This window comes from Chryseoglobus sp. 28M-23 (assembly GCF_014789785.1).
Lineage (GTDB): Bacteria > Actinomycetota > Actinomycetes > Actinomycetales > Microbacteriaceae > Microcella > Microcella indica.
This window is the reverse complement of record NZ_CP061846.1, coordinates 734174-760746: the sequence shown is the minus strand read 5'-3', so window position 1 is coordinate 760746 and position 26573 is coordinate 734174. Positions and strand designations below refer to the sequence as shown.

The window sequence follows — 26573 nt, the reverse complement described above, 5'->3', positions numbered from 1 at the left end:
CGCGGTGACCACCTCTCCTTCCGCGCCCGCCGCAGCATCCGCTTCGTCGCCGACGACGATGGATGCCCGGCACAGCCTCGTCATCTCGCTCCTGCTCGTCTCCGCCTTCGTGGTGATCTTGAACGAGACGCTGTTCGGCGTCGCGATCCCCGAGCTCATCGACGACCTCGGCGTGACGGCGGCGATGGCGCAGTGGCTGACGACGGCGTTCATGCTGACCCTCGCGGTCATCATTCCCATCACGGGGTTCCTGCTGCAGCGCTTCCAGACGCGCCCCATGTTCATCGTCGCGATGAGCCTGTTCAGCCTCGGCACGCTGCTCGGCGCGCTCTCCCTCGGTTTCGAGATGCTGCTCGTGTCGCGCATCGTGCAGGCGAGCGGCACGGCCATCATGATGCCGCTGCTGTTCACCACCGTGTTCGCGCTTGTGCCGCCGCAGATCCGCGGCCGCATCGTGGGGCGCATCTCGATCGTCATCGCCGTCGCGCCCGCGCTCGGGCCGTCGGTGTCTGGTCTCATCCTCGACTCGCTCGGGTGGCGCTGGCTGTTCATCGTCATGCTGCCCATCGCGCTCGGCGCCCTCGCGCTCGGCGCACTGCGCGTCGTCAACGTGGGCGAGCCGCAGCCGGGCCGCCTCGACCTGCTCTCGGTGCCGCTCTCGGCGATCGGGTTCGGCGGCTTCGTCTACGGGCTGAGCCTGCTCGGCGAGGCCGGGCAGAGCGGCGGCGCGGGCGGCGAGGCGGGAGCATCAGCGATCAGCGAGGCGACGACGACCGCGATCATCGCGATCGCTATCGGGATGCTCGGTCTCGCGCTGTTCGTCTGGCGCCAGCTCGTCCTGCAGCGCCGCGGGGAGCGTGCCCTGCTCGACCTGCGCACCTTCCAGGCGCGGCAGTTCACCCTCTCGATCATCACCGTGTCGGTCGCGTCGATGGCGCTGTTCGGGGCGATCATCCTCATCCCCCTCTACGTGCAGCAGGTGCTCGGCCTGAGCCCGCTCGTCTCGGGCCTGCTCATCCTGCCGGGAGCGCTGCTGCAGGGGCTCATCGCGCCGCTCATCGGGCGCCGCTACGACGCGGTCGGGCCGCGCGGCCTCGCCCTGAGCGGAGCGATCCTGCTCGCCGTCGCCATGTGGGGCATGACGTTCCTCTCGGCCACGACGCCGCTGTGGCTCATCACCGCCGCGCACATCGGGCTCAGCATGGGCCTCGCGCTGCTGTTCACGCCGCTTCTCACGAACGGGCTCTCCGCTATTCGCCCCGAGCTCAACTCCTACGGCTCGGCCATTGTCGGCACCATTCAGCAGGTCTCCGGGGCCGCGGGCATCGCGCTCTTCATCTCGGTCGCGGCCGCCGCCGGCGGGCCGGGCAGCGTGGCGAGCGAGGTCTCGGTGCCGGGCATCCAGCTCGCCTTCATGGTCGGCGCGATCATCGCGACGCTCGTGCTGCCGGTCGTCCTGCTCGTGCGCCGGGTCATCCCTGCCGAGCCGCCGACGGCCACCGGTCAGATCGCAGCGCAGACGCCGCTGCACACGGAGGCCGAGCCGACGAGCTAGGGGCTCTGGCTCGGTGGCGCGCGACACCACTTGTGCGCGTTGCCGCTCGAGCGCACCCCGTCACGCCGTTCGTGACACTCCACGCCGAACGTTTCGCGTGTCTTGTCACAATCGGCGTGACTCGCCTCGCGCCCGCCCTAGGCGCGCACGGGCCGCACGCCGCTCGTGCGCGCGATGAGGCGCTCGAGTGCCTCGGGCTCGGTCGTGTTCTCGGCGAGGCGGTTGGGCTTGCCCTCGCCGTGGTAGTCGCTCGACCCGGTGACGACGAGGTCGAACTGGGCGGCGAGCTCGAGCAGGCGGGCGCGGCCGTCGGGCGTGTTCTCACGGTGACCGACCTCGAGCCCCACGAGCCCCGCCTCGACGAGCGCCGCCATGCCGCGGTCGTCGACGACCGCCTCGCGCCCGCGCGTCGCCGGGTGGGCGAGCACCGCGGCTCCTCCGCCCTCGGTGATCATGCGCACCCCGTCGAGCACCGTCGGCGCCTCGTGCGGCAGGTAGTAGCCGCCCGTGAAGTGCAGGATCGACGCGAAGGCCTCGCTGCGGGTGCGCACGATGCCACGCGCCACGAGCGCGTCGGCGATGTGGGGGCGGCCGATGCTGTCGCCTCCGCTCTGCGCGAGCACGTCATCCCAGCTGACGTCGTAGTCGCGCGCGATGTTGGTGACCATGCGCTCGGCCCGGCCGAGACGGTCGGCGCGGATGTGGGCCGTCTCGGCGACGAGCTCGCCGTCGTTGGGGTCGAAGAGGTAGCCGAGCACGTGCACGCTGCGCCACTCGTAGCGCGTGCTGAGCTCCATGCCCCGAATGATCTGGATGCCCGTGCCCTGGGCCGCGGTCAGCGCCTCATCCCACCCGGCCGTCGAGTCGTGGTCGGTGATCGCGACTGTGTCGAGGCCCGCCTCGAGCGCGGCGCGGATGAGCTGCGTGGGGGTCTCGGTGCCGTCACTGACGCTGCTGTGCGTGTGCAGGTCGATGGGGCCGCGGGGCATGGGGTTAATCGTAGGTGGCGCGGGTGTACCAATCCTTGACTACAACTGCTGTCGCACATGGTGTCTCAGCAATCAATCCGGGAGTTTCGGCGACGAGAACTAAGGCAAACAGCCGTACGTCAGGGCAATCGTGTTGGCGCCTTCGCTCGTCCATTCAGGCTGAAACGACGCTGTGACGGAAACGACCTGGGGAAAGCCCCAACGGCAACGACGCCGAAGTCACGAGCGGCTGTCGGCGCCCTGGCGTCCCCATGCACATAGTCAGAATCACCCACGCCGGAAAGCTTCATGCGGCAGAGAGGCTCACGGACGGTGCGATGAACGGAAATTCTCCATCATCTCCTGTCCACGGTTTCGCCTCGATCAGACTATGCCTCATGCCATTCCACTTCTTGTCGCTTCGTCGATCATCAGGCCGCCGCGGACCTCACGAGGACTTTTGGACAGTAGGACCATCCCGATGCGAGCTAGAGACCGTCGACCGACGAAGGCGCAGCGGCCGAGGGTAGACATATCGTTCTATATCTGTTTGCCTGGGTGTAGGTGACCTGATCAATGGTCAATACCTTCGAGTGAACGGAGCTAATGTGAAAAAGATCAAGACATTGGCCGCACTGGCCTTGGCGGCAATGCTTTCCGGAGTCGGAGCCACACCCGCGATGGCCGACGATGCGGCCGCTCTTCGAGCACTCGAAGCGGTAGATGAGATCGTGGGCGCTAACCTCGCAAATTCCGCCTTGAAGCCCGGACGCAGCAGCGTTCTTGAGGTTCGCTCTCCGTCAGGCCGCCTAGTTGGGATCGAACCCGCAGTAGACCGCGGCACAATTCGAACGAGTGTCGAGCGCGACACCACCGTAGTCGCCACCAACAAGTCACACTCGTACGTATTGACGCGTGGAAAGGGCACACCCGGATCGGCATACGTGGTTCTCGAAGAACCAACGAGCGATGCCATTCACCGATTCACGATCACCATTGACGGACAGCCCGCGACCTTGAAGTCTCTTGATGGCGGTTGGGTGACAATCTCCGACGAGGCCGGGAACCTCGAGAACATAATTTCGCCTGCATGGGCGCTCGATGCACAAGGAAAGCCCGTCCAGACACACTACGAGATCGATGGATCAACTCTTGTGCAAGAAGTTGCGCTCACAGGCAAGGAGTCTTACCCCGTTGTCGCCGATCCCGCGCTCGCCTGCGACTGGCTGTTCTGCACGGTAGAAATGAACCGATGGGAGACTCGCCAGATCGGCTTCTACGGTGGGCTCGGCACCCTCACGGCGGGAATATGCGCCCCCCTGTTGCCTGCTGCAGGTTGGCCGGCCGCGATCTGCGCCGCAGCAATCGCCGGGATGGCACTGTGGATTCAAGGCACGGCTGCAGACGCCTATGACCAGGGAAAGTGCTTGGGCATTAGGGCCATGATCTACAGTCCCACAGCGACAATGCACCCGGTCATTTATGGCCCGGGCGGCAACTGCTACTAGCGAGAGGGGTGATCAAGAGGTGGACCCCACTGTGAACCCTAGGCGACGGTCAAGCTACTCAGCACGGCTCCTCAGCCTGACAGCGGCTTTGTGCGCGATCGGCGCACTGATGGTTGCGCTGTTGGAGTACCGCACCATCGACCCGTCACTCGCGAATGGGTCGTTTGCAGCGGTTTCTGCGATCGCCTACGCAGGATTCTTCTGGTCGCACCGAAACCTGTCCGGCTCAGGAAACACTCGGCCGGGACTGCGGGCCACCCTGGTGCTCGCGGCGGCTCTCATCGTGGTGATAGCCGCGATAGTCGGTGTGATACTCACCAGCAGTTGGCAACTCTTAGTTGCTGCTTCCTTATTGCTCGCGGTCGGCGCACTAATCCTCAAGCCCCGAGTGTGAGGAATCTGGTTGGGGCGGAGACGAAAACGCGCCTCCGCCCCGACCGGGTCAACCCAATTGCCCCGAGCGGCGCCCACGACATTCGCCGCCAATTACAGCAGCTGGATCCCAGTTCGCGTGACGTCTGCGCAAACCCGCCGGTTGACAGGACCTTAGCCAGATCGCCGGGATAGGCTCGCGGAACAATGATCCGCCGAGTTGTTTCCGCCGCCGTGCTGCTCGGTGTGGGTGCCGCGCTGCTCGTCATCGCGTGGCCCGCCCTGTTCGGGTTGTCGGAGGCGCCCGTCGTCGCTCAACTCGTATCGATTCGGGCGCTCAGCGCCGCGCTCGCGATTCTCGGAGCCCTCACGCTCGCCCTCGTGGCGATGCTGTGGCCCGCGGCGCGGCGCTTCCTCGCCTCCCTCGCCCTGATCGCGATCGTCTTTGCGGGAGTAAACGTCGCCGTGCTGTCGACGCGCGGGTTCGGAAACGAGTCGTTCCCGACCCGGGCACCCGCAGAACTCTCCGTGCTCAGCTGGAACACCCTCGGCGACGCCCCCGGCACCGACCGCATCACGCAGCTCGCCCTCGACGAGCAGGCCGACATCATCGTGCTGCCCGAAACCAGTCAGGAGACGGGGGTCGAGGTCGCCGAAGGCCTGCGTGCTGCCGGCCGACCCATGTGGGTGTACTCGTTCGCCTTCGACTACATCGCCAAAGCGCGCTCGACGACCGTCCTCGTCTCCGCCGCGATCGGCGAGTACGTGGTCGACGACAGCGTCGGCAACACGACCGTGCTGCCGAGCATGGTGCTGCGCCCCGACGGGCACGACGGCCCCACCATCATCGGCGTGCACCCGGTGGCTCCGCTGCCCAGCCAGCTCGCCAACTGGCGCGCCGACCTCGACTGGGTGGGCGGCATCTGCCGCGGCGAGCAGACCATCCTGGCCGGCGACCTCAACGCGACCGCCGACCACTTCCGCGCCATCGGCGGCGACTCCGGCGGGGCACTGCGCCTCGGCCTCGGCGACTGCCTCGACGCGGGCCTCCTCACAGGCAACGGCGCCGTCGGCACGTGGCCCACCCGCCTCCCGGCGATCCTCGGCGCGCCCATCGACCACATCATGGTCACCGACGACATCACCGTCACCGGCTTCCGCGTCATCACCACCGAGGACGGCACGGGCAGCGACCACCGGCCGATCGTCGCGCGGCTCATTCTCTGAGGCGCGGCTCTGCGGCGGGCGACCGTCGCAGAAGGGCGGAACAACTGGGTGGATGCTCCGGGCCGGCCCTGAGCATCCGGTGCCAGAATGGGCGCATGGCCGACACCGAACTCAGCGCAGCCAGCGAGACCGAGACCACCGAAGCGCCGCCGCGCGCGACCGAGAACCGGTCGACGACGCCGCGCTCCGACGCCTTTCAGCAGTACATCTCGACCGGGTGGGCGGAGCGCGCGACCGGCATCGGCGGGCCGCGCGAGCAGGCGCCCTTTGCCGCGGCACGACGCGCTCGCCTCAGCGGTCTGTACACAGGCGTGCGGCTGCTCGTGCCCGCCGGCGACGCCCGCCAGCGCTCCAACGACACCGACTACCCGTACCGCGCGCACAGCGCCTTCGCGCACCTCACCGGGTGGGGCAGCGACGCCGTGCCGGGCAGCGTCCTCGTGCTCGAGCCCCACGCCGACGGGGCCGAGGGGCACGAGGCTGTGCTGTACTTCCGCGAGGCGGCCGGGCGCGACTCCGACGAGTTCTACGCCAACCCCGCCGTCGGCGAGTTCTGGACGGGGCCACGGCCGTCGGTCGACGACGTCGCGACCGACCTCGGGCTCGACGCTCGGCCGCTGAGCGCGCTCGACGCCGTGTGGGACGCCCTCGACGCTGACGGCCCCGAGACCCTCATCGTGCGCGAGGCAGAGCCGTCGCTGACCGACCGACTGGATGCTGCGCGCATCCTGCACGCCGGCGCCGAGCCCGGCACGGCCGAGGTCGACACGGCGCGCGACGACGAGCTCGCGCGCGACCTCAGCGAGCTGCGCCTCGTCAAAGACTCGTTCGAGCTCGCGGAGATGCGCCGTGCCGTCGAGGCGACCCAGGTCGGATTCGACGACATCATCGCCGACCTGCCGCAGATCGTGGCGCACCCCCGCGGCGAGCGCCTCGTCGAAGGCACCTTCAACCGACGCGCGCGAGCCGACGGCAACACGGTCGGCTACGACACGATCGCCGCGAGCGGGCCGCACGCGTGCATCCTGCACTGGACACGCAACGACGGGCCCGTCGTGCCGGGCGACCTCATCCTCATCGACGCGGGCGTCGAGCTCGACAGTTACTACACGGCCGACATAACCCGCACCCTGCCCGTCTCGGGTGAATTCACCGAGGTGCAGCGGCGGGTGTACGAGGCGGTGCGCGAGGCGGCCGACGCGGCGTTCGAGATCGTGCGGCCGGGCATCCGGTTCAAGGATGTTCATGCCGAGGCCATGCGCGTCATCGCGCGCGTCACCGCCGAATGGGGACTGCTGCCCGTGAGCGCGGAGGAGTCGCTCTCGCCCGAGGGCGGCTACCACCGGCGGTACATGGTGCACGGCACCTCCCACCACCTCGGCATCGACGTGCACGACTGCGCGCAGGCGCGGCGCGATCTGTACCTCGACGGCGTGCTCGAGGAGGGCATGGTGTTCACGATCGAGCCGGGGCTGTATTTTCAGCCGGACGATCTGACGGTGCCGTCTGAGCTTCGTGGGATAGGTGTGCGCATCGAGGATGACGTGGTTGTGACGGCTGATGGGGTCGAGAGTCTGTCGGCGGGGATTCCGCGCACGGCGGATGAGGTCGAGGCGTGGATGCGCGAGGTTGCTGGGCGCCGGTAGATCGCGCTGAGGGTGCATCCTCTCCTCCACAGGCCGCGCTCTACGCGAGTTATCCCAAGATTTCCTCATACCTCTTGTTCGAACGTATGTTCGATGGGAGCATGGATGCATGACCTACCCCGCACCCCTCGAGCACCTGACCGCCCTCGTGGCGGCGCTCGAGCGCGTGCCGCTCGACGCGACCGCACTGCGCGCGCTCGGGGACGACGATCTGCTCGCAATCACGCAGCTCGGCGCACAGGCACACCGATTGCTGGATGCCCGAACCGCACTCTTCGCGGGGGAACTGGCCCGGCGCTCGCGCCCAGAACTCGCGCACGACGGTCTTGCCCAGAGGTCGGGGCACCGCACGGTCGAAGAGCTCGTGCGTGTCACGACCGGGGAGTCCCGGCGCGACGCTGTTGCAGCAGTCAACACGGGTCGGATGCTCGTAGCGCCCGACACCAGTGCGGGGCGCGAGGCCGGCTCTGACGACCTGCCGATGGTTGCCCCCTACTTGACCGCGGCACTGCAGGCGGTGCGCACGGGCAGCATCAGCATCGGCGCGCTCGACGTGATTCGTGCCGTCTTCGACGGCATCGATGAGTCGGTGGCGCCGGACGCACTTCGGTCGGCCGTCGCCCGGGTCGTGGAGGCGGCTGCGCACCTCGACGTCGACAGACTGCTGCGGCTTGCTCGCCACGCGCGCGAGGAGCTCGATACGGCGGCACTCGTCGATCGCGAGCGCGCACAGAGAGATGCGCGGTCATTCCGACTGTGGACGCTGCCAGACGGCATGACGCGTGCGACGTGGATGCTCGACCCGGAATCCGCCGCACAGGTTCGTGAGCTTGTCGAACGAGCGACCTCCCCGAAGCGACGTGGCGTGCACTTCGTCGAGACGGTCGGCGCGGGCGACGATGCTGACGCTGCGAAGGCCTCACGCATCGCCGAGGATGAGCGCACGCCCGAGCAGTACGCGTCAGATGCCCTCGTGCACCTGCTCGCCGCAGGAGCCGACGCCGACTCGAGCATGATCCTCGGCACCGGCGCACCGCAGGTACGCGTGCTCGTCACCGCCGCTGACCTCGCGCGGGGAGAAGGATCAGGGTCCATCGAACCGGCGACGGGCAGCCCCGAAGGCACCGTCGTCGCGCTCCCAACCGTGCATCGGCTGCTGTGCGGAGGCGTGCAGACCCCGATCCTCATCGGCTCGACCGGTCAGCCGCTCGATGTCGGCCGGTCTCAGCGCCTCTTCACCGCCCGCCAGCGCGTCGCCCTCGCGGCCCGCGACGGCGGATGCCGTTGGCCCGGGTGTGAACGCCCGCCGAGCGGGTGCGAAGCGCACCACATCAATGAGTGGGAGCGTGATCGCGGCCGCACCGACGTCGACGTCGGAATCCTGCTCTGCCGACACCACCACCTGCTGCTGCACGACCACGGGTGGCGCATCACCAGAGTGGGGCCGTCACCGGAGTACGAACTCGTGCCGCCCGCGACCGTCGACCCACAGCAGAGACCACGCCCCATGCTCAGTAGGGGTCGAGAATGGCAGCGCGCCCTCGCAGGCTGAGCTGCGCGCGCGAGTGCTAGTCGCGCTTCTCGGCGGGCGCGTCGACCGGGCCCGAATCGGAGGGCGGGGCGTCGGCAGGAGCGTCAGAAGGAGCGTCAGCCGGGCTCGAGGCCGAGGGAGTCGAAACAGAGGGAGGCGGCGAGGCGTGCTGACCGCGCGGGGACTCCGTGAGCGAGATCGGCGCATCCGGGTTGCCGCCCGCGAGCACCGTGCGCGCCCGTGCCGTCTGCATCGGGTCGATGATCACCTGGTACGACGACGCCAGCACCTGCTGCTGCGATGCGAAGTCACGCCGACGACGCGCGAACGCGTACGACACGAGACCCAGGAGCATTCCGAAACCCGCACCGATGAACACCGCCGCGAGAATGAACGAGAACTCCGGCTCCGGCGAGAACAGGAAGAGCAGCAGACCGAAGAACAGGCCGAACCAGATACCGCTCAACGCACCCGACAGTGCCGCGCGCCCGTAGCTCAGGCGCCCCCCGATCCGCTCCACCGTCTTCAGGTCGTGACCGACGATCGCGAGACCCTTCACGGGGAACTCCGCCTTCGCGAGACGGTTCACGACGCTCTGCGCTTCCGGGTACGTGTCGTAGCTGCCGAGCACGTCCCCTCGCGGCACGCTCAACGGCGCGGCACTGCGACGACTGAAAGGACTCTGGTTGCTCACCAGACCATTGTGACAGGGCGACGATAAGGTTTAGCCGTGAGCGCCTCGACTGTCTTCGTCGCCCGGCTCAACGGGTGCTCCGTTTTCGACCCCGCAGGCGACCGGGTCGGCAAGGTGCGCGACGTCCTAGTCGTCTACCGACCCACCGAATCGCCCCGCGTCGTGGGCCTCATCGTCGAAGTGCCCGGTCGCCGCCGCGTGTTCCTCTCCATCGGGCGCGTCACGAGCATCAGCAGCGGGCAGATCATCACCACCGGCCTCATCAACCTGCGGCGCTTCGAGCAACGCGGCGGCGAAGTGCGGGTGCTCGCCGAACTCGTCGGCCGCACCATGCGCTTCCGCGACGGCGGCGGCACCGCCGTCATCGAAGACGTCGCCATCGAGGAGTCCGGCCCCGGCGAATGGGCCGTCGAGCAGCTCTTCCTGCGCAAGCCCCGGGCCGTCCCCGCGCCGTTCACGAAGGGTCAGAGCGTCTTCGCCCGGTGGAGCGACGTCACCGAGGTGACGGGCAGCACCGAACCGCAGAGCGCCGAGAAGCTCATCGCCGAGTACAACGACCTGCTGCCCGCCGACCTCGCCGCCACCCTCCTCGAACTGCCGGACGGCCGCCGACTCGAAGTCGCCGAAGAGCTTCCCGACGAGCGCCTCGCCGACGCCCTCGAGGAGATGCCGGAAGCCGACCAGGTCGCCCTCCTGACACGCCTCGACGACGAGCGCGCGGCCGACGTGCTCGACCACATGGAACCAGACGACGCGGCCGACCTCATCGCCCAGCTCCCGGTCCTGCGCGGCGAGGCGCTGCTCGACCTCATGGAACCCGAAGAGGCGCAGGACGTGCGCTTCCTGCTCTCCTACGACGCCGACACCGCCGGCGGGCTCATGACCACCGAGCCGATCATCGTCTCCGCCGACGCGACCGTCGCCGAAGGCCTCGCGCTCATCCGCCGCCACGAGCTCGCGCCCGCGATCGGCGCTGCCATCTGCGTCACGCTCCCCCCGTACGAGCCGCCGACCGGCCGGTACCTGGGCATGGTGCACTTCCAGAGGATGCTCCGCTACCCGCCGCACGAACGCCTCGGCACCCTCCTCGACCAGGGCATCGAACCCGTCACGCCCGAGACCTCGGCCGCCGAAGTCTCCCGCCGCCTCGCGAGCTACGACCTCGTCTCCCTGCCCGTCGTCGATGAGACCCGTCGACTCGTCGGCGTCGTGACGATCGACGACGTGCTCGACTACCTCCTGCCCGACGACTGGCGCAGCACCGATGAGCACTCCCCCGCACCCCCTCGCCCACCGGCACGCGGCAAGGCTCGGGGCCGCGTGCCCGGGTCGACGGCGCCCGCACGCGACCGCAGTGCGACCGTGGGCGAGCATCCCGCTCCTGGCCGGTTCAGCACCGCGAACCCCAGCACGACAGCGATTCCGGTTGTCGCCCCGGAGACGCCGCGCACCGACCCGCCTCGCCACGACGCCCCTCCGGGTGATCGCCGATGACCGCGCGCGACAAGGACGCCGCACGTCGGCGCGCGACGCGCGACTCGGGCAGCCTCTCCGCTCCCAAGGGGCTCCGCGCGGGGCTCCTACCGAGGTTCTCCAGCCGCGACCGGTTCGGCCGCTTCACCGAGGGCGTCGCCCGCGGCATGGGAACCCCCTGGTTCCTGTTCGCGCTCTCCGTCTTCGTCGCGGCCTGGATCACCTGGAACACCGTCGGCCCTGAGTCGTTGCGCTTCGACTCGCTCGCGCTCGGCTTCACCGCGCTGACCCTCATCCTGTCCCTCCAGGCCTCCTACGCTGCCCCGCTCATCCTGCTCGCCCAGAACCGGCAGGACGACCGCGACCGCGTGCAGATCGAGCAGGACCGTCAACGGGCCGAGCGCAACCTCGCCGACACCGAGTACCTGGCCCGCGAGGTCGTCTCCCTGCGGCTGGCGATGAAGGACGTCGCGACGAAAGACTTCATCCGCGCCGAGCTGCGCGCTCTGCTCGACGAGCTCGATCGCGAGCCGCACGACACAACCGATTCCGAGCGCGGCGAGGGCACGACCCGGTGACGGCGGAATCCACGGCGAGCGCCCTCGAGCAGCGCGTCCTCGCAGCCCTCGCGCGCGTCATCGATCCGGAGATCCGTCGCCCGGTGACCGAGCTCGACATGATCGACGGCGTGCACGTCGCCACCGACGACGCCGGTGCGACGCGCGCCGAGGTGCAGCTACGACTCACGATCGTGGGCTGCCCCGCCGCGGACCGCATCGAGCGCGATGTACGCACCGCGGCATCCTCGGTCGACGGCATCGACGACGTGACCGTCGACGTGGGCGTCATGGATCGCGCCACGCGGGATGCTCTCATCGAGCGTCTGCGCGGCGACCGGCCGCGCGGCCACCCTTTCACTCCGGATGCCCTGACTCGCGTCATCGCCGTGACGAGCGGCAAGGGCGGCGTCGGCAAGTCGACCGTCACCGCCAACCTCGCGGTCGCGCTCGCCCAGCGCGGGCTGCGCGTCGGGCTCATGGACGCCGACGTGTTCGGCTTCTCGATTCCGGGCATCCTCGGCATCGCCAACGCCAAGCCGACCCGCGTCGGCGAGATGATCATGCCCCCGCGGGTGCACGGCCTCGCCGTCATCTCGATCGGCATGTTCGTCGACCCGCACACCTCCGTGTCGTGGCGCGGCCCGATGCTGCACCGCACGGTCGAGCAGTTCCTCACCGACGTCTACTTCGGCGATCTGGACGTTCTGGTGATCGACATGCCGCCCGGCACGGGAGACATCGCCATCTCGATCGGACAGCTGCTGCCGCACGCCGAAGTGCTCGTCGTGACGACGCCGCAGAAGGCGGCAGCCGATGTCGCCGAGCGCTCAGCGCTCGTGGCCCGGCAGACGGGTCAGACGGTCATCGGCGTCGTCGAGAACATGACCGGCTACGTGCAGCCCGACGGCAGCGTGCTCGAGCTGTTCGGCTCCGGTGGCGGCGACGAGACGGCCCAGCGGCTCGACGTCGATGTGCTCGCGCGCGTGCCCCTGAGCCTGGCCCTTCGCGAAGGGGGCGATGCCGGTCGGCCGATCGTGCTGCGCCGCTACGACGCACCCGGCGAGACGGATGCGGCCGCCCAGGCGATCCTCGACCTCGCCGATCGTGTGATCGAACGGGGCCGCGGGCTCGCCGGGCGGCCGCTCACCGTCACCCCGCGCTAGCCGAGGCACCCGTCAGGGGCGGGCCGTCCTCGCTGGCGGAGCGACCCGAGTCAGAGGGTGCGCGCCGGGACCTGTCGGTAACCGTCGCGCACCGTCACAACGGCGGTCGCAGTCACGGCGACGAGGGCCAGGGCTGCGGTGACGATTCCGATGATCATGGCGCGTACTCCTTCTGTCGTGTGGCTCGCGCACTCCGGGAGCGGCGAACCCGTTCTGTCCTGAACAGTGACCAGTCCATCGCATCGGTATCTTTAGCACAATCGATTGTTTCTACACGTAGCGTGTAGTTTCTCTACATGGACGTACACCGTTTGGAACTGCTCCGCGAACTCGCCGACCGGGGCACCATCACGGCCGTGGCCGCCGCGACCCACCGCACCGCATCCGCCGTCTCGCAGCAGCTCAAGCTGCTCGAAGCCGAAGCGGGCGTGCCCCTCACGGAGAAGGAGGGGCGGGGCATCCGGCTCACGGGGGCGGGGCGCGCCCTCGCCGAGACGGCGCGCAGAATCGCCGTCGCGATCGAGTCGGCCGAGGCGCTGTGGTCGGAGTACAAGCAGACTCCGACCGGCACGGTGACGCTCAGCACCTTCCCGACCGCGGGGCAGATGCTGCTGCCCGGCGTGCTGGGTGCGCTCGAGCGCGAGCCCGCCCTGAGACTGCTCGTCACCGACCAGGACCTCCCCCTCGCCGACTTCGCCGAACTCACGCCCGACTTCGACATCGTGCTCGCCGACTCGCAGGGCGTGCCCTCGCACTGGAACGAGCGAGGGCTCACGACCGTGCACCTCATGACCGAGCCCTTCGACGTCGCCCTCCCGGCCGGCCACCCGCTGCTGGAAGAGAGCGTGCTGAGCCCCGCCGACGTCGCCGACTACCCGTGGATCGGCGCACCGATCGGCTACCCGTACGACCGCTGGCTCGACGCGCTCGGTGCCGCCGTCGGGCGGGAGCCGCGCATCGTGCAGCGCATCATGGACAACCTCGTCGTCGAGGGCCTCGTCGCGGCCGGGCTCGGCCTAGCGATCCTGCCCCGCTTCACGACCCGCAGCCACGGCACCGACATCGCCACGCGGCCTCTCGTCGGCATTCCCGCCGAACGGCAGATCTCGGCGCTACTGAGGGCCGATCGCGCCGAACGGCCGAGCGTGCGGCGGGTGCTCGAGCTCCTGCGTGCGGAGGGCGAGCGCGTCGCCGCGAGCCACCGCATCATCGGCACTCGCTGAGCGCCGAGCCCCGAGCGCGCCGGGCGTCAGCCATAGGGCGTCAGGCCGAGCACGTGCCGTCAGCTCTCGGCGTCCTCTACGTGGCCTCGAGGTCGAAAGGCGCCGGCTTGCCCTCGCGGATCAATCGCTGACGCTGGGCGTAGGCCGACTCGCGCTTCGGTGCCGACACCGTCGGCGCGACCGGCTTCTCCTCATCCTCCAGGAGCGCCTCCCGCACGATGCGACGCGGGTCGTACTGGCGCGGGTCGAGCTTCTTCCAGTCGATGTCGTCGTAGTCGGGGCCCATCTCCTCGCGCATGCGGTCCTTCGCCCCGCTCGCCATGTCGCGCAGCGAACGCACGAGTCGCCCGAACTGCGCCGCGTACATCGGCAGACGGTCCGGGCCGATGAGGAGCACAGCAATGAGACCGATCAGCAGCAGCTTCTCGAACGTCAGGCCTAGGGACACCCCTCGACAATAGCCCGGCGAGACCGAGTCTTCGCCCTAGGCTGGGCGCAACGAGGAGTGCGTGTGCCGAGCAAAGAACTGTCCTGGAAGTACGTCGAGGAGACCACGGTCGAACCCGATGTGATCGCGCGCGCCCGCGCGCAGTCGGTCGAGCAGGGCATCGACGCGGTGAGCCCCGCCACGGGAGCCCAGCTCGCGCTTCTCTGCGGCGCTGTCGACGCCCAGTCGATCATCGAGATCGGCACCGGTCTCGGCGTCAGCGGGCTCTGGATGCTCAGCGGTGCGCCGCACGCCCACCTCACGTCGATCGACCTCGAGGCCGACCACCACGAGGTCGCACGCACCGCGTTCACCGATGCGGGGCATCCGGCCGCGCGCGTGCGCCTCATCACGGGCCGTGCACTCGAGGTGCTGCCGCGCATGAACGAGGCCAGCTACGACGTCGTCCTCGTCGACGGCGACGCCGCGAGCATTCTCGACTACATCGCCCACGCGATCCGGCTCGTCCGCGTCGGCGGGCTCGTGCTCGTACCGCACGCGCTGTGGCGCGACTTCGTACCAGAGCCCGCGAAGCGCGACGGCGTGACGGCGCAGCTGCGCGGAGTCCTCCGTGAGCTGCGCGAGTCACCTGCCGTGCGCATCGCGGTGTCGCCCGTCGGCGACGGGCTGCTGCAGATCCTCACCCTGCCCGAGTAGCGGGCGGGCGGGCGGGCGGGCGGGTGCGCTAGGAGATCGCCGCGGCGAGCGCGTCGTGCAGCTCCTGCGCCTCGGCGTCGTTGACCGACACCACGAGGCGTCCGCCGCCTTCGAGGGGCACGCGCACGATGATGAGGCGACCCTCCTTGACAGCCTCCATCGGTCCGTCTCCGGTCCTGGGCTTCATGGCTGCCATGGTGGTATCCCCTTTCAATGAGACTTCCCCTCTATTATCCCGCATCCGCCGACATTGCCTAAATCGAGGGGATGCTCGGGGCCGCAGTCGAGCGTCGCGAGGGTCACGGCGGGGTCCAGTCGTAGCCGTCGACCCACCAGCCGAGGTGCACCCAGAGCACCTGGCCGGCGATGCCGATCGCGATGGCGAGCGCGGCGAGCACTCCGCGCAACGGGCCGACCCCCGGCCGCGATAGCCGCCGCCCGAGCGGCCCGTTCCCCACGCTCACGATGCCGAGCGCGATCGCCCCGAGGGCGGGCGCGAGCGGCACGAGCAGGCGGAACGTGCTCGACTGGGGGAAGAACACCGCGAGCAGGTAGAGCGAGTAGGCGACGATCCAGCAGCGCAGCTCCACGGGCATGCGCCGCATCGCCGGGAGCGCGAATGCGCACGCCACGAGCAGCAGCACCGTCACGAGCGCGACAGGGCCCAGCATGTCGCCAAGCCACCATTGCGCGCCCTGCCACCACGGCGTGAAGGGCACGAGGTGCACGTCGCCGATGTACGGTCGGCGCCAGGCGAGCTCGGTGTCGGTGTACCCGAGAAAGTCGCCGGTGGCGAGGGCGACGATGCCCGGCCACGCGAGGCCGGCGAAACCGGCGACGGCGGTGACGCTGAGCAGAGTGACGCGCTCCCGCATCCCGAACGGTTCGATGCCGCGCCGCGCCCGGCGCCACCGCCACAGCCAGACCAGCGCGAGCAGCAGCGCGAAGGCGAGCCCGCTCGGGCGCGTGAGGGCCATGACCGTCACGACCACGGCGAGGGGCACCCACCGCCGCTCGAGCACGAGCAGCAGCGCGAGGAAGAGGAGCGCCAGGTGCAGCGCCTCCGCGTACGCGACCTGGTAGATCGGCGAGAGCGGCGCGATGCAGAACAGCGCCGTGCCGAGCATCGCCGCCCCCGCGCTCATCCAGCGCCGCAGCAGGGCGTGGAAGAGCAGCGCGGCAGCGCCGCCCGCGACGACCGAGATCGTCACCGCGACGGCCGCGAAGTCGGAGGCCGAGCCGCCGCCCATGAGACCGAGCCCCGCCCGCACGAGCATAGGGTAGACCGGCATGAACGCCCACGCGTTCTCCTGCGCGAGGCCGTCCTCGTCGCGCGGGATCTCCTCGGGGTAGCCGACGGCGGCGATGATCCAGTACCAGTGACCGTCCCACAGGCGCGCGAAGTCGAGGTAGCCGGGGTTCGCCTCCGTCCACGGGTTGTCCTCCTGGCGGGCCGCGAACGCCAGGAGGATGCTCGTGGTCACGACCCGAGACGCGCTGTAGACCGCGAGCACCCACGCCCACCACGGCACGCGGCCGAAGGCGGTGGCGAGGCGCCAGGCTGCGTGCCCGACGGCGGGAACCGCTACTGCCCGCTCAGCCACGCGCGAAGGCCCCGCTCGCACGCGAGGATCTGCTCGACCGGCACGCGCTCGTCGTCGGCGTGCGCGAGCGACCCGTCGCCGGGACCGTAGTTGACGGCGGGGATGCCGAGCTCGGCGAAGCGCGCGACGTCCGTCCAGCCGTACTTGGGGGCCGGAGTGCCGCCGACCGCTGCCACGAAGTGCTGCGCGAGCGGAGCATCCAGTCCCGGCCGGGCGGCGGAGGACTCGTCGGTCACGACCATCTCGAGGCCGCGCGCCGCGGCGTCGCCCGGCAGCAGCACCGAGCGCACGTGCTCGAGCGCCTGCGCGACCGTCTTGTCGGGGGCGAAGCGGTAGTTGACGGTGAGCACGGCCGCATCGGGGATGACGTTGCCGGCCACTCCCCCGCTCACGCCCACGGCGTTGAGCCCCTCGCGGTAGGCGAGCCCGTCGACCTCCACCGTGGCGGGCTCGTAGGCGGCGAGGGCGGCGAGCGCCGGCGCGAGGGCCTGGATCGCGTTGACGCCCATCCACGACCGCGCCGAGTGCGCCCGGCGGCCCGAGGCGCGCAGCTCGACACGCACGGTGCCGTTGCAGCCGCCCTCGACGACGCCGTTCGAGGGCTCGCCGAGGATCGCGAAGTCCGCCGCGAGCAGCTCGGGGTGCGTGCGCGCGAGACGGCCGAGACCGTTGAGGGTCGCCTCGACCTCCTCGTGGTCGTACCAGACCCACGTGACGTCGTGCACGGGCTCGGCGAGCTCGACCGCGAGGGCGAGGGCGACCGCGACGCCGCCCTTCATGTCGACCGTGCCGCGCCCCCACAGGGTGCCCGTGAGCTCGTCGCCCTCGAGCCGGGTCGGCAGGTTGTCGTTGATGGGCACGGTGTCGATGTGGCCGGCGACGATCACCCGCTGCGCGCGCCCGAGTTGCGTACGGGCGACGATCGCGTCGCCGTCGCGCGTGACCTCGAGGTGGGGCGCCTCGGCTCGCAGCGTCGCCTCGAGGGCGTCGGCGAGCATCCGCTCATCGCCGGAGACGCTGGGCAGGTCGCACAGGGCGCGGGTGAGGCCGACGACGCCGGCGCGCACGGGAAGGGTGGCGGTCACATCGCCCAGCCTAGTTCGGCGCCCCGGTAGCCTGGAGTCATGGCCTCGAGCACCTCCCCCACTGCGACTGACACCCCCGCCGACGGCACCGCGCCGACCCACGCCTGGGGCTACGGTCTCGCGACGGTGCGCGCGAGCGACGGCGAGGTGCTCGACACCTGGTACCCCGAACCGCACCTCGGCACGCTGCCGGAGGGCCGCGACCCGTACATCGTCCCCGCCGAGATCGCCCGCCTGCAGGGCGAGGACGAGCGGCGCGGCGTGCGCCTCGAGGCCCGCACGGTCGAGATCGAGCTGGATGCGCCCCCCGCCTCGACTCCCGACGCCTACCTGCGCCTGCACCTGCTCAGCCACCGACTGGTGCTGCCCAACACGATCAATCTCGACGGCGTCTTCGGCCACCTGCCGATCGTCATGTGGACGACCGGCGGCCCCGTGCACCCCGACGACCTCGACGCGCTGCGCCCCGGACTGCAGCGCGCGGGCCTCTCGCCGCTCGGCATCGACAAGTTCCCGCGCATGCTCGACTACGTCACGCCGCCGCGCGTGCGCATCGCCGACGCCTCCCGCGTGCGCCTGGGCGCCTACGTCTCGCCCGGCACGACGGTCATGCACGAGGGCTTCATCAACTTCAACGCCGGAACCCTCGGCGCCTCCATGGTCGAGGGCCGCATCAGCCAGGGCGTCGTCGTCGGTGACGGCACCGACATCGGGGGCGGCGCATCGATCATGGGCACGCTCTCGGGCGGCGGCACGCACCGCATCGCGATCGGCGAGCGCGCGCTGCTCGGTGCGAACAGCGGCATCGGCATCTCGCTCGGCGACGACTCGGTGGTCGAGGCGGGGCTCTACGTGACCGCCGGCCAGAAGGTCTACGTGGTCGACGGAACGACCGGGCCGGATGGTCTGCCTCGCGCCGTGAAGGCTGCCGAGCTGAGCGGGGTCGCGGGGCTGCTGTTCCGCCGCAACTCGCTCACGGGCGCCGTCGAGGTGCTGCCCCGCACGGGCGCGGGCGTGCAGCTCAACGAGGCCCTGCACGCCTAGCCCGCGGTGCGGGTGCTGCTAGCGCTGGGGCCAGTCGCGCGCGGCCGAACCCGTGTACAGCTGCTGGGGACGGCCGATCTTCGTGCGCGGGTCGTCGTTCATCTCGCGCCAGTGGGCGATCCAGCCGGGCAGGCGCCCGATCGCGAAGAGCACCGTGAACATGCGCGTCGGGAAGCCCATCGCCTTGTAGATGACGCCCGTGTAGAAGTCGACGTTCGGGTACAGCTTGCGCTCGATGAAGTAGTCGTCCGCGAGCGCGATCTGCTCCAGCTCACGGCCGATGTCGAGCAGCGGGTCGCTCATGCCGAGGTCGGCGAGCACGGCGTCGGCGCTCTCCTTGACGAGCTTGGCGCGCGGGTCGTACGACTTGTAGACGCGGTGCCCGAAGCCCATGAGCTTGACACCGTCCTCCTTGTTCTTGACGCGCTCCACGAACCGCTCGACGCTCTCGCCGCTGTCGCGGATGCGCCCGAGCATGCTCAGCACCGACTCGTTCGCGCCGCCGTGCAGCGGACCCGAGAGCGCGTTGATGCCCGCCGAGATGGAGGCGAACAGGTTGGCCTGCGTCGAGCCGACGAGCCGCACCGTCGAGGTGGAGGCGTTCTGCTCGTGGTCCTCGTGCAGGATGAGCAGGCGCTCGAGCGCCTGCGACAGCACGGGGTTGATCTCGTAGGGCTCGGCCATCGTGCCGAAGTTGAGGCGCAGGAAGTTGTCGACGAAGCTCAGCGAGTTGTCGGGGTACAGGAAGGCCTGCCCGACCGACTTCTTGTGCGCGTAGGCGGCGATGACGGGCAGCTTCGCGAGGAGGCGGATCGTGGAGATCTCCACCTGCTCGGGGTCGTGCGGGTTGAGGGAGTCGCCGTAGTAGGTCGAGAGCGCCGACACCGCGGAGGAGAGCACCGACATGGGGTGCGCCTGGTGCGGGAGCGAGTCGAAGAAGCGCTTGAGGTCTTCGTGGAGGAGCGTGTGGCGGCGCACGCGCGAGTCGAAGGCGTCGAGCTCGGAGGGCGTGGGCAGCTCGCCGTAGATGAGCAGCCAGGCCACTTCGAGGAAGGAGGCGTTGGCCGCGACATCCTCGATGGCGTAGCCGCGGTAGCGCAGCACGCCGTTGTCGCCGTCGATGTAGGTGATGGCGCTCTGCGTCGAGGCGGTGTTGACGAAGCCGTAGTCGAGCGCGGTGAGACCGGTCTGCTTCGTCAGCGTCGAGACGTCGATGCTGGAAGCGCCGTCGACGCTCGTCAGGATCGGGAACTCCGCGGTTCCTCCCGGGAACTGCAGGGTGGCCTTCTGATCGGCGTCGCTCACTGCGCCTCCTCGCGTTGGTCGTGTCCGGGTTGGACGTGTCCGCATCGGTCGTGTGTCCGCGTTGGACGGTTCTGGGGAGAGGACCCTCCGCTGCGCGCCGAGGTGTGGTGGCGTGCGGGAGTGGTCCGCTTACAGCCTAGGCGCAAATGGGAGCCAGTGCGCCACCCGCCAACGCAGACGCTCAGGCGTTGGAGGATGAGACCAAGCGCGCGGCCGCCGCGGCGATGCGCTCATCGCTCGCCGTGAGGGCGAGGCGCACGTGGCGCGACTGCTCACCCTCGTAGAAGGTGCCGGGGGCGACGAGGATGCCCTGCTCGGCGAACCATGCGACGGTGTCGAGGGCGGGCTCGTCGCGCGTGCACCACAGGTACAGCCCGGCTTCGGAGTGGTCGATGCGCAGTCCCGCGGTGCGCACGGCTGCGGCGAGGGCATCCCGTCGCGCGCGATAGAGCTCCTTCTGCTCGGCGACGTGGACGTCGTCTCCGAGGGCGGCGATCATGGCCGCCTGCACGGGCGCGGGCGGCATGAGGCCGGCATGCTTGCGCACCTGCAGGATGCTCCGCACGAGCTTCTCGTCGCCGGCGAGGAACGCGGCGCGATAGCCGGCGAGGTTCGACTGCTTGCTGAGCGAGTAGACGCTGAGCACGCCGGTCGGGGGGCCGTCTCCGACCACGCGCGGGTCGAGGATGCTCGGCGCTGGCCGGTCCGCCCACGGGGCATCCCAGCCGAGTTCGGCGTAGCACTCGTCGTTGACGATGACGGCGCCGAGCTCGCGGGCTCGCGCGACGGCAGCGCGCAGGGCGTCGACGTCGAGCACCGCTCCCGTGGGGTTGCCGGGGCTGTTGAGCCACACGAGGCGCACCTCGGCGGGCCACAGCGCGGGGTCGTCGGCGGCGACGGCGGTCGCACGCGCGAGGGCCGCGCCGACGGCGTAGGTGGGGTAGGCGACCGTGGGGTGCACGACCACGTCGCCGGGGCCGAGCCCGAGCAGGAGCGGCAGCCACGCGACGAGCTCCTTCGAGCCGATCGTGGGCAGCACCGCGTCGGGGCCGAGCCCGCTCACGCCGCGTCGGCGGGCGTACCAGTCGACGATCGCCGCGCGCAGCTCGGCCGTGCCCGTCGTCTGCGGGTAGGCGTGGGCATCCGTGGCCGCGCGCAACGCCTCGCGCACGACGTCGGGCGTCGGGTCGACGGGCGATCCGACGGAGAGGTCGCAGATCCCGTCGGCGTGCTCACGGGCGCGCGCCGCGTGGGGCGCGAGGGAGTCCCACGGGAAGTCGGGTAACGCGATACCCACCGGTACGGCTACTGCTGCTGCGGCGGCAGCGCGGCCACGATCGGGTGGTCGTAGTGGATGACGCCGACCTTGGCTGCTCCACCGGGAGAGCCGATCTCCTTGAAGAACTCGACGTTAGCCGTGTAGTAGTCGGCCCACTTCTCTGGGATGTCGTCTTCGTAGTAGATGGCCTCGACAGGGCACACCGGCTCGCAGGCGCCGCAGTCGACGCACTCGTCGGGGTGGATGTAGAGCATCCGGTCACCCTCGTAGATGCAGTCGACGGGGCATTCGTCGATGCAGGCGCGATCCTTGAGGTCGACACAGGGGAGGGCGATGACGTAGGTCACGGTGCAGTCGAGTCCTTCTCTTTGGCGGGCCCCTCCATGCTAACGGCCCGAAGCCGTGAGAGCCGTGCAGGGTCGGGCCACGCGATCACGACGAGGGCGATGAGTGCGACGCCGAAGGTCCAGGCGAGGCCGACGGCGTTGGCGGGCACGAGCACCGTGCCGCCGACCGGCAGGCTCAGGATCGCGCTCATGCCGGCGACCCCGAGCGCGCCCGTCGCCGCGGGCGACCGCACGGATGCCCAGCTGCGCAGCCCCGTGAGGAACAGTCCGACCGTCCCGAGGGCGACGATGAGCCCGATCGGCGGCAGCGACTGGTGGAAGAACGTGCCGATGAAGCCGAGCACGGTGCCGAGCAGCAGGACGATCGCGAGAGTGCCCGCCTGCGCCCAGCCGGGCATGCGGGCGAACTCGTGCTCAGGCATCCAGGCGCAGCATCCAGCCGTGCGGGTCGGGGCGGCGCCCGTACTGGATGTCGGTGAGCTCCTCGCGCAGCGACATCGTGAGCTCACCAGGCTCGGCGTCGGCGGAGCCGATCGTGAAGTCGCGGGCCGAGATCATGCCGATGGGCGTGATGACGGCGGCGGTGCCGCACGCGAACGCCTCGACGATGTCGCCGTTCGCGACGCCCTCGCGCCACTCGTCGATCGAGACCTGGCGGCGCTCGACGGTGTGGCCGCGGTCTTCGGCGAGCTGCAGCACGGAGTCGCGCGTGATACCGGGCAGGATCGACGGGCTCTGCGGCGTCACGAGCGTGCCGTCGCGCGTCACGAGCACGATGTTCATGCCGCCGAGCTCTTCGAGGTAGCGCCCTTCGACGGAGTCGAGGAAGAGCACCTGCTGGCAGCCGTGCTCGGCGGCCTCGGCCTGCGCCACGAGCGAGGCGGCGTAGTTGCCACCCGTCTTGGCGGCGCCCGTGCCGCCCTTGCCCGCGCGCGAGTACTCGGTGGAGAGCCAGATGGAGACGGGGCTCACACCGCCAGGGAAGTAGGCACCCGCCGGGGAGGCGATGACGTAGTAGGCGACCTTGTGGGCGGGTCGCACGCCGAGGAACGCCTCCTTGGCGAACATGAAGGGCCGCAGGTAGAGACTCGTCTCCGGCGCGGTCGGCACCCAGTCGCCGTCGACGGCGACGAGCTGCCGCAGCGACTCGATGAAGTACTCCTCGGGCAGCTCAGGCAGCGCCATGCGCCGCGCGGAGGCCTGCATGCGGCGCGCGTTGGCGTCGGGGCGGAACGACCAGATGGAGCCATCGGCGTGGCGGTAGGCCTTGAGCCCTTCGAAGATCTCCTGGCCGTAGTGCAGCACGCCCGCCGCGGGGTCGAGGGCGATGGGGCCGTAGGGCTGCACGCGGGGCCGGTGCCAGCCGCCGTGCTCGCTCCAGCACACGTCGACCATGTGGTCGGTGAAGGTCTTGCCGAAGCCGGGGTTGGCGAGGATCGCCGCGCGATCGGCGTCGCTCGCCGCAGACTCGTTGCGCGTCACCGCGAACGTGAGGTCCTTCTGGGCTAGGGGCAGCGAGATCGTCATGGTGTGTCCTCGGCAGGTCGACGGCGGCGCGTCTGCGCGCCGGTGAAGCGTTGGTCTAGCGTACTCCGGGCTGTCGCATGACGCCCGTGCGGGATGCTCGGCTCAGGCCGCGGCGGCCTCCGCGATCGCCGCGCCGATCTCGACGGTGCTGCGCGGAGTCGAGCCGCGCGCGGCGAGGTCGGCTTCGACGGCGCGCGTCACACGGGCCGCGGCCTCGCCGAGGCCGCTCTGCTCGAGCAGCAGCGCCACGGAGAGGATCGCCGCGGTCGGGTCTGCCTTCTGCTGGCCGGCGATGTCGGGCGCCGAGCCGTGGACCGGCTCGAACATGCTGGGAAAGTCGCCGCTCGGGTTGAGGTTGCCCGAGGCGGCGAGGCCGATACCGCCGCCGATGGCGGCGGCGAGATCGGTGAGGATGTCGCCGAACAGGTTGTCGGTCACGATGACGTCGAAGCGCGCCGGGTCGGTGACCAGGAAGATCGTGGCGGCGTCGACGTGCAGGTAGTCGACGCTCACGTCGGGGTGCTCGGCGGCGACCGCGGTCACGACGCGCTGCCAGAGCCCGCCCGCGTGCACGAGCACGTTGGTCTTGTGGACGAGGGTGAGCTTCTGCCGCCGCGCGGCGGCCTGGGTGAAGGCGAAGCGCACGACGCGCTCGATGCCGAAGGCGGTGTTGACGCTCGTCTCGTTGGCGATCTCGTGCGGCGTGCCGACGCGCAGCGCGCCGCCGTTGCCCACGTAGGGCCCCTCCGTGCCTTCGCGCACGACGACGAAGTCGACCTCACCGGGATCGGCGAGCGGTGAGGTGACGCCGGGCAGGATGCGCGTGGGGCGCAGGTTGACGTAGTGGTCGAACGCGAAGCGCAGCTTCAGCAGCAGCCCGCGCTCGATGATGCCGCCCGCGAGCTTCGGGTCGCGCGGGTCCCCGCCGACGGCGCCGAGCAGGATGGCGTCGTGCTGGGCGAGCTTCTCGAGGGTCTCGTCGCCGAGAATCTCGCCGGTCGCGAGGTAGTGCGCGGCACCGAGCGGGTAATCCGTCTGCGTGACCGTCGCCTCGTCGCCCACAGCGGCGCGCAGCACGCGCAGCGCCTCGGCGGTGACTTCAGGGCCGATGCCGTCGCCGGCGATGACGGCGAGGTCGAGGGTGCGGGTGCGGATCACGGGGCCTCCATCAGGCGATTCTCAGTCAACGGGCAGGATCCGCACTCCTGCGCCGATCTGCCGCTCTCAGGCTAGCGTCTTACCCCACGTCGCCCGGGTCGGGAACCTCGCGAGCAGGCGCGGCCCGCGCTACGGTCTCAGTCGGCTCCTACCGGGGTCACAACGAAAGGACCACGTCATGAGCATTGGTTTCGGAATCTTCCTGTTTGCCGTTGGCGCGATCTTCGCCTTCGCCGTCAACGTCAGCCTCGACTGGATCGAGCTGTCCACGGTCGGCTACATCCTCATGGTGGCCGGTGCCATCACCATCATCATCGGCGGTGTCCTCATGGCCCGTCGTCGTTCGGCAACGCAGGAGACGACCGTCGACCCCGCATCCGGTGCGAGCACGACGCGCCGCACCACGACCGACCCGGTCGATTAGCGCGCCGACCCAGAGGGGTCGGGCCTGAGGGGTCAGGCCTCGTAGAGCGTGATCTCGCGCAGGAACGAGGCATCGATCTCGCCGCGCAAGCGCTCCAGCAGCTCGTCCGGCACCTGCGAGTCGACGGTCAGCACGCTCAGTGCCGGCCCGCCCGCGGTGTGCCGGGCGATCTGCATGCCGGCGATGTTGATCTGGGCCTCGCCGAACTCCTTGCCGTACACCGCGACGATGCCCGGCCGGTCGGTGTAGAGCATGACGATGAAGTGCTCCGCCATGGGCACTTCGACGTCGTAGCCGTTGATCTCGACGATCTTCTGCACCTGCTTCGCGCCGACGAGCGTGCCGCTCACGGACAGCTGCGTGCCGTCGGCGAGCGAGCCGCGGATCGTCAGTAGGTTGCGGTACTCCTCGCTCACCTCGTCGGTGATGAGGCGCACCTCGACGCCGCGCTGCTCGGCGAGCAGCGGCGCGTTGACGTAGCTGACCTGCTCGGAGGAGATACGGCCGAAGATGCCCTTGAGGGCGGCGAGCTTGAGCACGCCCACGTCGTGCGCGACGATCTCGCCGCGCACCTCGACGTCGATGCTCGCGAACGAGTGATCGGCGAGGCTCGCCCAGACCTGGCCGAGCTTCTCCATGAGCGGGATGCCCGGGCGCACGCTCGGATCGATCGTGCCACCGGCCACGTTCACGGCGTCGGGAACGAGCTCGCCGTCGAGCGCGAGGCGCACCGACTTGGCGACCGAGACCCCGGCCTTCTCCTGCGCCTCGTCGGTCGAGGCGCCGAGGTGCGGCGTCAGCTGGATGGTGGGCAGGTCGAGCAGCGGGGAGCCCTTCGGCGGCTCGCTCACGAAGACGTCGAGGCCCGCGCCGGCGATGCGGCCGCTCGCGAGGGCCTCGTGCAGGGCATCCTCGTCGATGATGCCGCCGCGGCTCGCGTTGACGATGCGCAGGGAGGGCTTCGCCTTCGCGAACTCGTCCGTGCTGATGAGGTTCGTGGTCTCGGGCGTCTTGGGAATGTGGATCGTGATGACGTCGCTGCGCTCCATGAGCTCGTCGAGGGTCACGAGCGTCACGCCGAGCTGCGCGGCGCGCGCCGGTGGAACGTAGGGGTCGAAGCCGAGCAGCTCGACCTCGAACCCGGCGAGACGCTGGGCGACGAGGGTGCCGATGCGGCCGAGGCCGACGATGCCGATGGTCTTCTCGTACAGCTCGAAGCCCGTGAAAGCGGAGCGCTTCCACTCCCCCGCCTTCATGGAGGCGTTCGCCTCGGGAATGTGGCGGGCGAGGGCGAGGATGTGCCCGACCGCGAGCTCGGCGGCGCTCACGACGTTGCTCGTGGGCGCGTTGACGACCATGACGCCCGCCTCGGTCGCAGCCTTGACGTCGACGTTGTCGAGCCCGACCCCGGCGCGCGCGACGACCTTGAGGGCGGAGCCGGCGGCGATCGCCTCGGCGTCGACCTGCGTCGCCGAGCGGATGAGGATCGCGTGCGCCTCCGGCAGGGCGGCGAGCAGGGCGGCGCGGTCGGTGCCGTCGACGTGGCGCACGTCGAAGTCGGGGCCGAGAGCGTCGACGGTGGCGGGAGACAGCTGTTCGGCGATGAGCACGACGGGCTTGGACACGAGTGGAACCTCACGGGGGTGTCGACAGGATGGGCGGACTGCGGGCGAGCACGGGGCTCGCACAGGGCGATCACGGGGCGCGGTGGTCGGGGCGCCGTTGGTCTGTGCCTC

At 70.1% G+C, this 26573-nt stretch carries 25 protein-coding genes; 12 read left to right on the top strand and 13 right to left on the bottom strand.

What is annotated here, in order from left to right:
• Window positions 1–4: 4 nt before the first annotated feature.
• On the top strand, window positions 5–1555 hold the full coding sequence (locus IE160_RS03745) for a DHA2 family efflux MFS transporter permease subunit (RefSeq protein WP_224744556.1): 1551 nt from the start codon (window positions 5–7) through the stop codon (window positions 1553–1555).
• 137 nt (window positions 1556–1692) lie between these two features.
• Here the strand turns inward: IE160_RS03745 and IE160_RS03740 are convergent, their stop codons facing one another.
• A complete protein-coding gene (locus IE160_RS03740) occupies window positions 1693–2544 on the bottom strand; it encodes a PHP domain-containing protein (RefSeq protein ID WP_191151699.1) in 852 nt (283 codons plus the stop codon).
• A gap of 587 nt (window positions 2545–3131) precedes the next feature.
• Between IE160_RS03740 and IE160_RS03735 the strand changes: the two genes are divergently transcribed.
• The 4 genes from IE160_RS03735 to IE160_RS03720 all read left to right on the top strand — a co-directional run bounded on the left by IE160_RS03735 (window position 3132) and on the right by IE160_RS03720 (window position 8828).
• Window positions 3132–4031, top strand: a complete 900-nt coding sequence (locus IE160_RS03735) for a hypothetical protein (protein WP_191151698.1) — start codon at window positions 3132–3134, stop codon at window positions 4029–4031.
• A gap of 579 nt (window positions 4032–4610) precedes the next feature.
• Complete coding sequence (locus IE160_RS03730) at window positions 4611–5630, top strand: endonuclease/exonuclease/phosphatase family protein (RefSeq protein WP_191151697.1); 1020 nt, start codon at window positions 4611–4613, stop codon at window positions 5628–5630.
• 95 nt (window positions 5631–5725) lie between these two features.
• Window positions 5726–7276: an aminopeptidase P family protein gene (locus IE160_RS03725; RefSeq protein ID WP_191151696.1), complete on the top strand. Its 1551-nt coding sequence runs from the start codon at window positions 5726–5728 to the stop codon at window positions 7274–7276.
• A 109-nt stretch (window positions 7277–7385) separates the two neighbouring features.
• On the top strand, window positions 7386–8828 hold the full coding sequence (locus IE160_RS03720) for an HNH endonuclease signature motif containing protein (protein ID WP_191151695.1): 1443 nt from the start codon (window positions 7386–7388) through the stop codon (window positions 8826–8828).
• 16 nt (window positions 8829–8844) lie between these two features.
• On the opposite strand, the gene IE160_RS03715 is transcribed toward IE160_RS03720, so the two are convergent.
• The gene (locus IE160_RS03715) at window positions 8845–9501 is read right to left on the bottom strand and encodes a YflT domain-containing protein (protein ID WP_179873391.1); all 657 of its coding nucleotides are present in this window, start codon (window positions 9499–9501) and stop codon (window positions 8845–8847) included.
• Window positions 9502–9537: 36 nt separating this feature from the next.
• Between IE160_RS03715 and IE160_RS03710 the strand changes: the two genes are divergently transcribed.
• From IE160_RS03710 to IE160_RS03695, 4 genes are all read left to right on the top strand, one after another.
• A complete protein-coding gene (locus tag IE160_RS03710) occupies window positions 9538–10995 on the top strand; it encodes a magnesium transporter MgtE N-terminal domain-containing protein (RefSeq protein ID WP_179873390.1) in 1458 nt (485 codons plus the stop codon).
• A complete protein-coding gene (locus IE160_RS03705) occupies window positions 10992–11552 on the top strand; it encodes a DUF1003 domain-containing protein (protein WP_179873389.1) in 561 nt (186 codons plus the stop codon). The genes IE160_RS03710 and IE160_RS03705 overlap by 4 nt, the downstream gene beginning before the upstream one ends.
• A complete protein-coding gene (locus tag IE160_RS03700; protein ID WP_179873388.1) occupies window positions 11549–12697 on the top strand; it encodes an Mrp/NBP35 family ATP-binding protein in 1149 nt (382 codons plus the stop codon). Before IE160_RS03705 ends, IE160_RS03700 begins: the two co-directional genes overlap by 4 nt.
• Before the next feature lie 296 nt (window positions 12698–12993).
• Window positions 12994–13920 (top strand): LysR family transcriptional regulator, encoded by a 927-nt coding sequence (locus IE160_RS03695; RefSeq protein ID WP_191151694.1) that lies wholly within the window; start codon window positions 12994–12996, stop codon window positions 13918–13920.
• 76 nt (window positions 13921–13996) lie between these two features.
• Here the strand turns inward: IE160_RS03695 and IE160_RS03690 are convergent, their stop codons facing one another.
• On the bottom strand, window positions 13997–14368 hold the full coding sequence (locus tag IE160_RS03690) for a sec-independent translocase (RefSeq protein ID WP_179873386.1): 372 nt from the start codon (window positions 14366–14368) through the stop codon (window positions 13997–13999).
• Between the two features lie 63 nt (window positions 14369–14431).
• Between IE160_RS03690 and IE160_RS03685 the strand changes: the two genes are divergently transcribed.
• Window positions 14432–15064, top strand: coding sequence for an O-methyltransferase (locus tag IE160_RS03685; protein WP_191151693.1), 633 nt, complete (start codon window positions 14432–14434; stop codon window positions 15062–15064).
• A 28-nt stretch (window positions 15065–15092) separates the two neighbouring features.
• Here the strand turns inward: IE160_RS03685 and IE160_RS03680 are convergent, their stop codons facing one another.
• The 3 genes from IE160_RS03680 to dapE form a co-directional block, all read right to left on the bottom strand.
• Window positions 15093–15260, bottom strand: coding sequence for a DUF3117 domain-containing protein (locus IE160_RS03680; RefSeq protein ID WP_152581927.1), 168 nt, complete (start codon window positions 15258–15260; stop codon window positions 15093–15095).
• A 103-nt stretch (window positions 15261–15363) separates the two neighbouring features.
• Complete coding sequence (locus IE160_RS03675) at window positions 15364–16668, bottom strand: hypothetical protein (RefSeq protein WP_191151692.1); 1305 nt, start codon at window positions 16666–16668, stop codon at window positions 15364–15366.
• A complete protein-coding gene (gene dapE, locus IE160_RS03670; protein ID WP_191151691.1) occupies window positions 16650–17753 on the bottom strand; it encodes a succinyl-diaminopimelate desuccinylase in 1104 nt (367 codons plus the stop codon). Before dapE ends, IE160_RS03675 begins: the two co-directional genes overlap by 19 nt.
• 39 nt (window positions 17754–17792) lie before the next feature.
• On the opposite strand from dapE, the gene dapD reads away from it, so the two are divergent.
• Window positions 17793–18797, top strand: coding sequence for a 2,3,4,5-tetrahydropyridine-2,6-dicarboxylate N-succinyltransferase (dapD, locus tag IE160_RS03665; protein ID WP_191151690.1), 1005 nt, complete (start codon window positions 17793–17795; stop codon window positions 18795–18797).
• An 18-nt stretch (window positions 18798–18815) separates the two neighbouring features.
• Here dapD and IE160_RS03660 read toward each other — a convergent pair whose 3' ends face one another.
• The 6 genes from IE160_RS03660 to IE160_RS03635 all read right to left on the bottom strand — a co-directional run bounded on the left by IE160_RS03660 (window position 18816) and on the right by IE160_RS03635 (window position 24413).
• Window positions 18816–20102, bottom strand: a complete 1287-nt coding sequence (locus IE160_RS03660) for a citrate synthase (protein ID WP_224744555.1) — start codon at window positions 20100–20102, stop codon at window positions 18816–18818.
• A gap of 181 nt (window positions 20103–20283) precedes the next feature.
• A complete protein-coding gene (gene dapC, locus IE160_RS03655; RefSeq protein WP_191151688.1) occupies window positions 20284–21399 on the bottom strand; it encodes a succinyldiaminopimelate transaminase in 1116 nt (371 codons plus the stop codon).
• 8 nt (window positions 21400–21407) lie between these two features.
• On the bottom strand, window positions 21408–21728 hold the full coding sequence (gene fdxA / locus IE160_RS03650) for a ferredoxin (RefSeq protein WP_191151687.1): 321 nt from the start codon (window positions 21726–21728) through the stop codon (window positions 21408–21410).
• Complete coding sequence (locus tag IE160_RS03645) at window positions 21725–22150, bottom strand: hypothetical protein (RefSeq protein ID WP_179873380.1); 426 nt, start codon at window positions 22148–22150, stop codon at window positions 21725–21727. The genes fdxA and IE160_RS03645 overlap by 4 nt, the downstream gene beginning before the upstream one ends.
• Entirely contained in the window at window positions 22143–23255 is a 1113-nt protein-coding gene (locus IE160_RS03640; RefSeq protein ID WP_191151686.1) for a branched-chain amino acid aminotransferase, read from the bottom strand. Before IE160_RS03640 ends, IE160_RS03645 begins: the two co-directional genes overlap by 8 nt.
• Before the next feature lie 102 nt (window positions 23256–23357).
• Complete coding sequence (locus IE160_RS03635; protein WP_224744554.1) at window positions 23358–24413, bottom strand: 3-isopropylmalate dehydrogenase; 1056 nt, start codon at window positions 24411–24413, stop codon at window positions 23358–23360.
• 178 nt (window positions 24414–24591) lie between these two features.
• Between IE160_RS03635 and IE160_RS03630 the strand changes: the two genes are divergently transcribed.
• Entirely contained in the window at window positions 24592–24837 is a 246-nt protein-coding gene (locus tag IE160_RS03630) for a DUF6458 family protein (RefSeq protein ID WP_179873378.1), read from the top strand.
• A gap of 32 nt (window positions 24838–24869) precedes the next feature.
• On the opposite strand, the gene serA is transcribed toward IE160_RS03630, so the two are convergent.
• Window positions 24870–26462, bottom strand: coding sequence for a phosphoglycerate dehydrogenase (gene serA / locus IE160_RS03625; RefSeq protein WP_191151685.1), 1593 nt, complete (start codon window positions 26460–26462; stop codon window positions 24870–24872).
• Window positions 26463–26573 lie beyond the last annotated feature (111 nt).

Bases quoted from the DNA above. Each gene is read 5' to 3' on its own strand.
- IE160_RS03740 (WP_191151699.1), bottom strand. From the start codon at position 2,544: ATGCCCCGCGGCCCCATCGACCTGCACACGCACAGCAGCGTCAGTGAC.
- IE160_RS03730 (WP_191151697.1), top strand. From the start codon at position 4,611: ATGATCCGCCGAGTTGTTTCCGCCGCCGTGCTGCTCGGTGTGGGTGCC.
- IE160_RS03725 (WP_191151696.1), top strand. From the start codon at position 5,726: ATGGCCGACACCGAACTCAGCGCAGCCAGCGAGACCGAGACCACCGAA.
- IE160_RS03720 (WP_191151695.1), top strand. From the start codon at position 7,386: ATGACCTACCCCGCACCCCTCGAGCACCTGACCGCCCTCGTGGCGGCG.
- IE160_RS03705 (WP_179873389.1), top strand. From the start codon at position 10,992: ATGACCGCGCGCGACAAGGACGCCGCACGTCGGCGCGCGACGCGCGAC.
- IE160_RS03695 (WP_191151694.1), top strand. From the start codon at position 12,994: ATGGACGTACACCGTTTGGAACTGCTCCGCGAACTCGCCGACCGGGGC.
- IE160_RS03680 (WP_152581927.1), bottom strand. From the start codon at position 15,260: ATGGCAGCCATGAAGCCCAGGACCGGAGACGGACCGATGGAGGCTGTC.
- dapD (WP_191151690.1), top strand. From the start codon at position 17,793: ATGGCCTCGAGCACCTCCCCCACTGCGACTGACACCCCCGCCGACGGC.
- IE160_RS03645 (WP_179873380.1), bottom strand. From the start codon at position 22,150: ATGCCTGAGCACGAGTTCGCCCGCATGCCCGGCTGGGCGCAGGCGGGC.
- IE160_RS03640 (WP_191151686.1), bottom strand. From the start codon at position 23,255: ATGACGATCTCGCTGCCCCTAGCCCAGAAGGACCTCACGTTCGCGGTG.
- IE160_RS03630 (WP_179873378.1), top strand. From the start codon at position 24,592: ATGAGCATTGGTTTCGGAATCTTCCTGTTTGCCGTTGGCGCGATCTTC.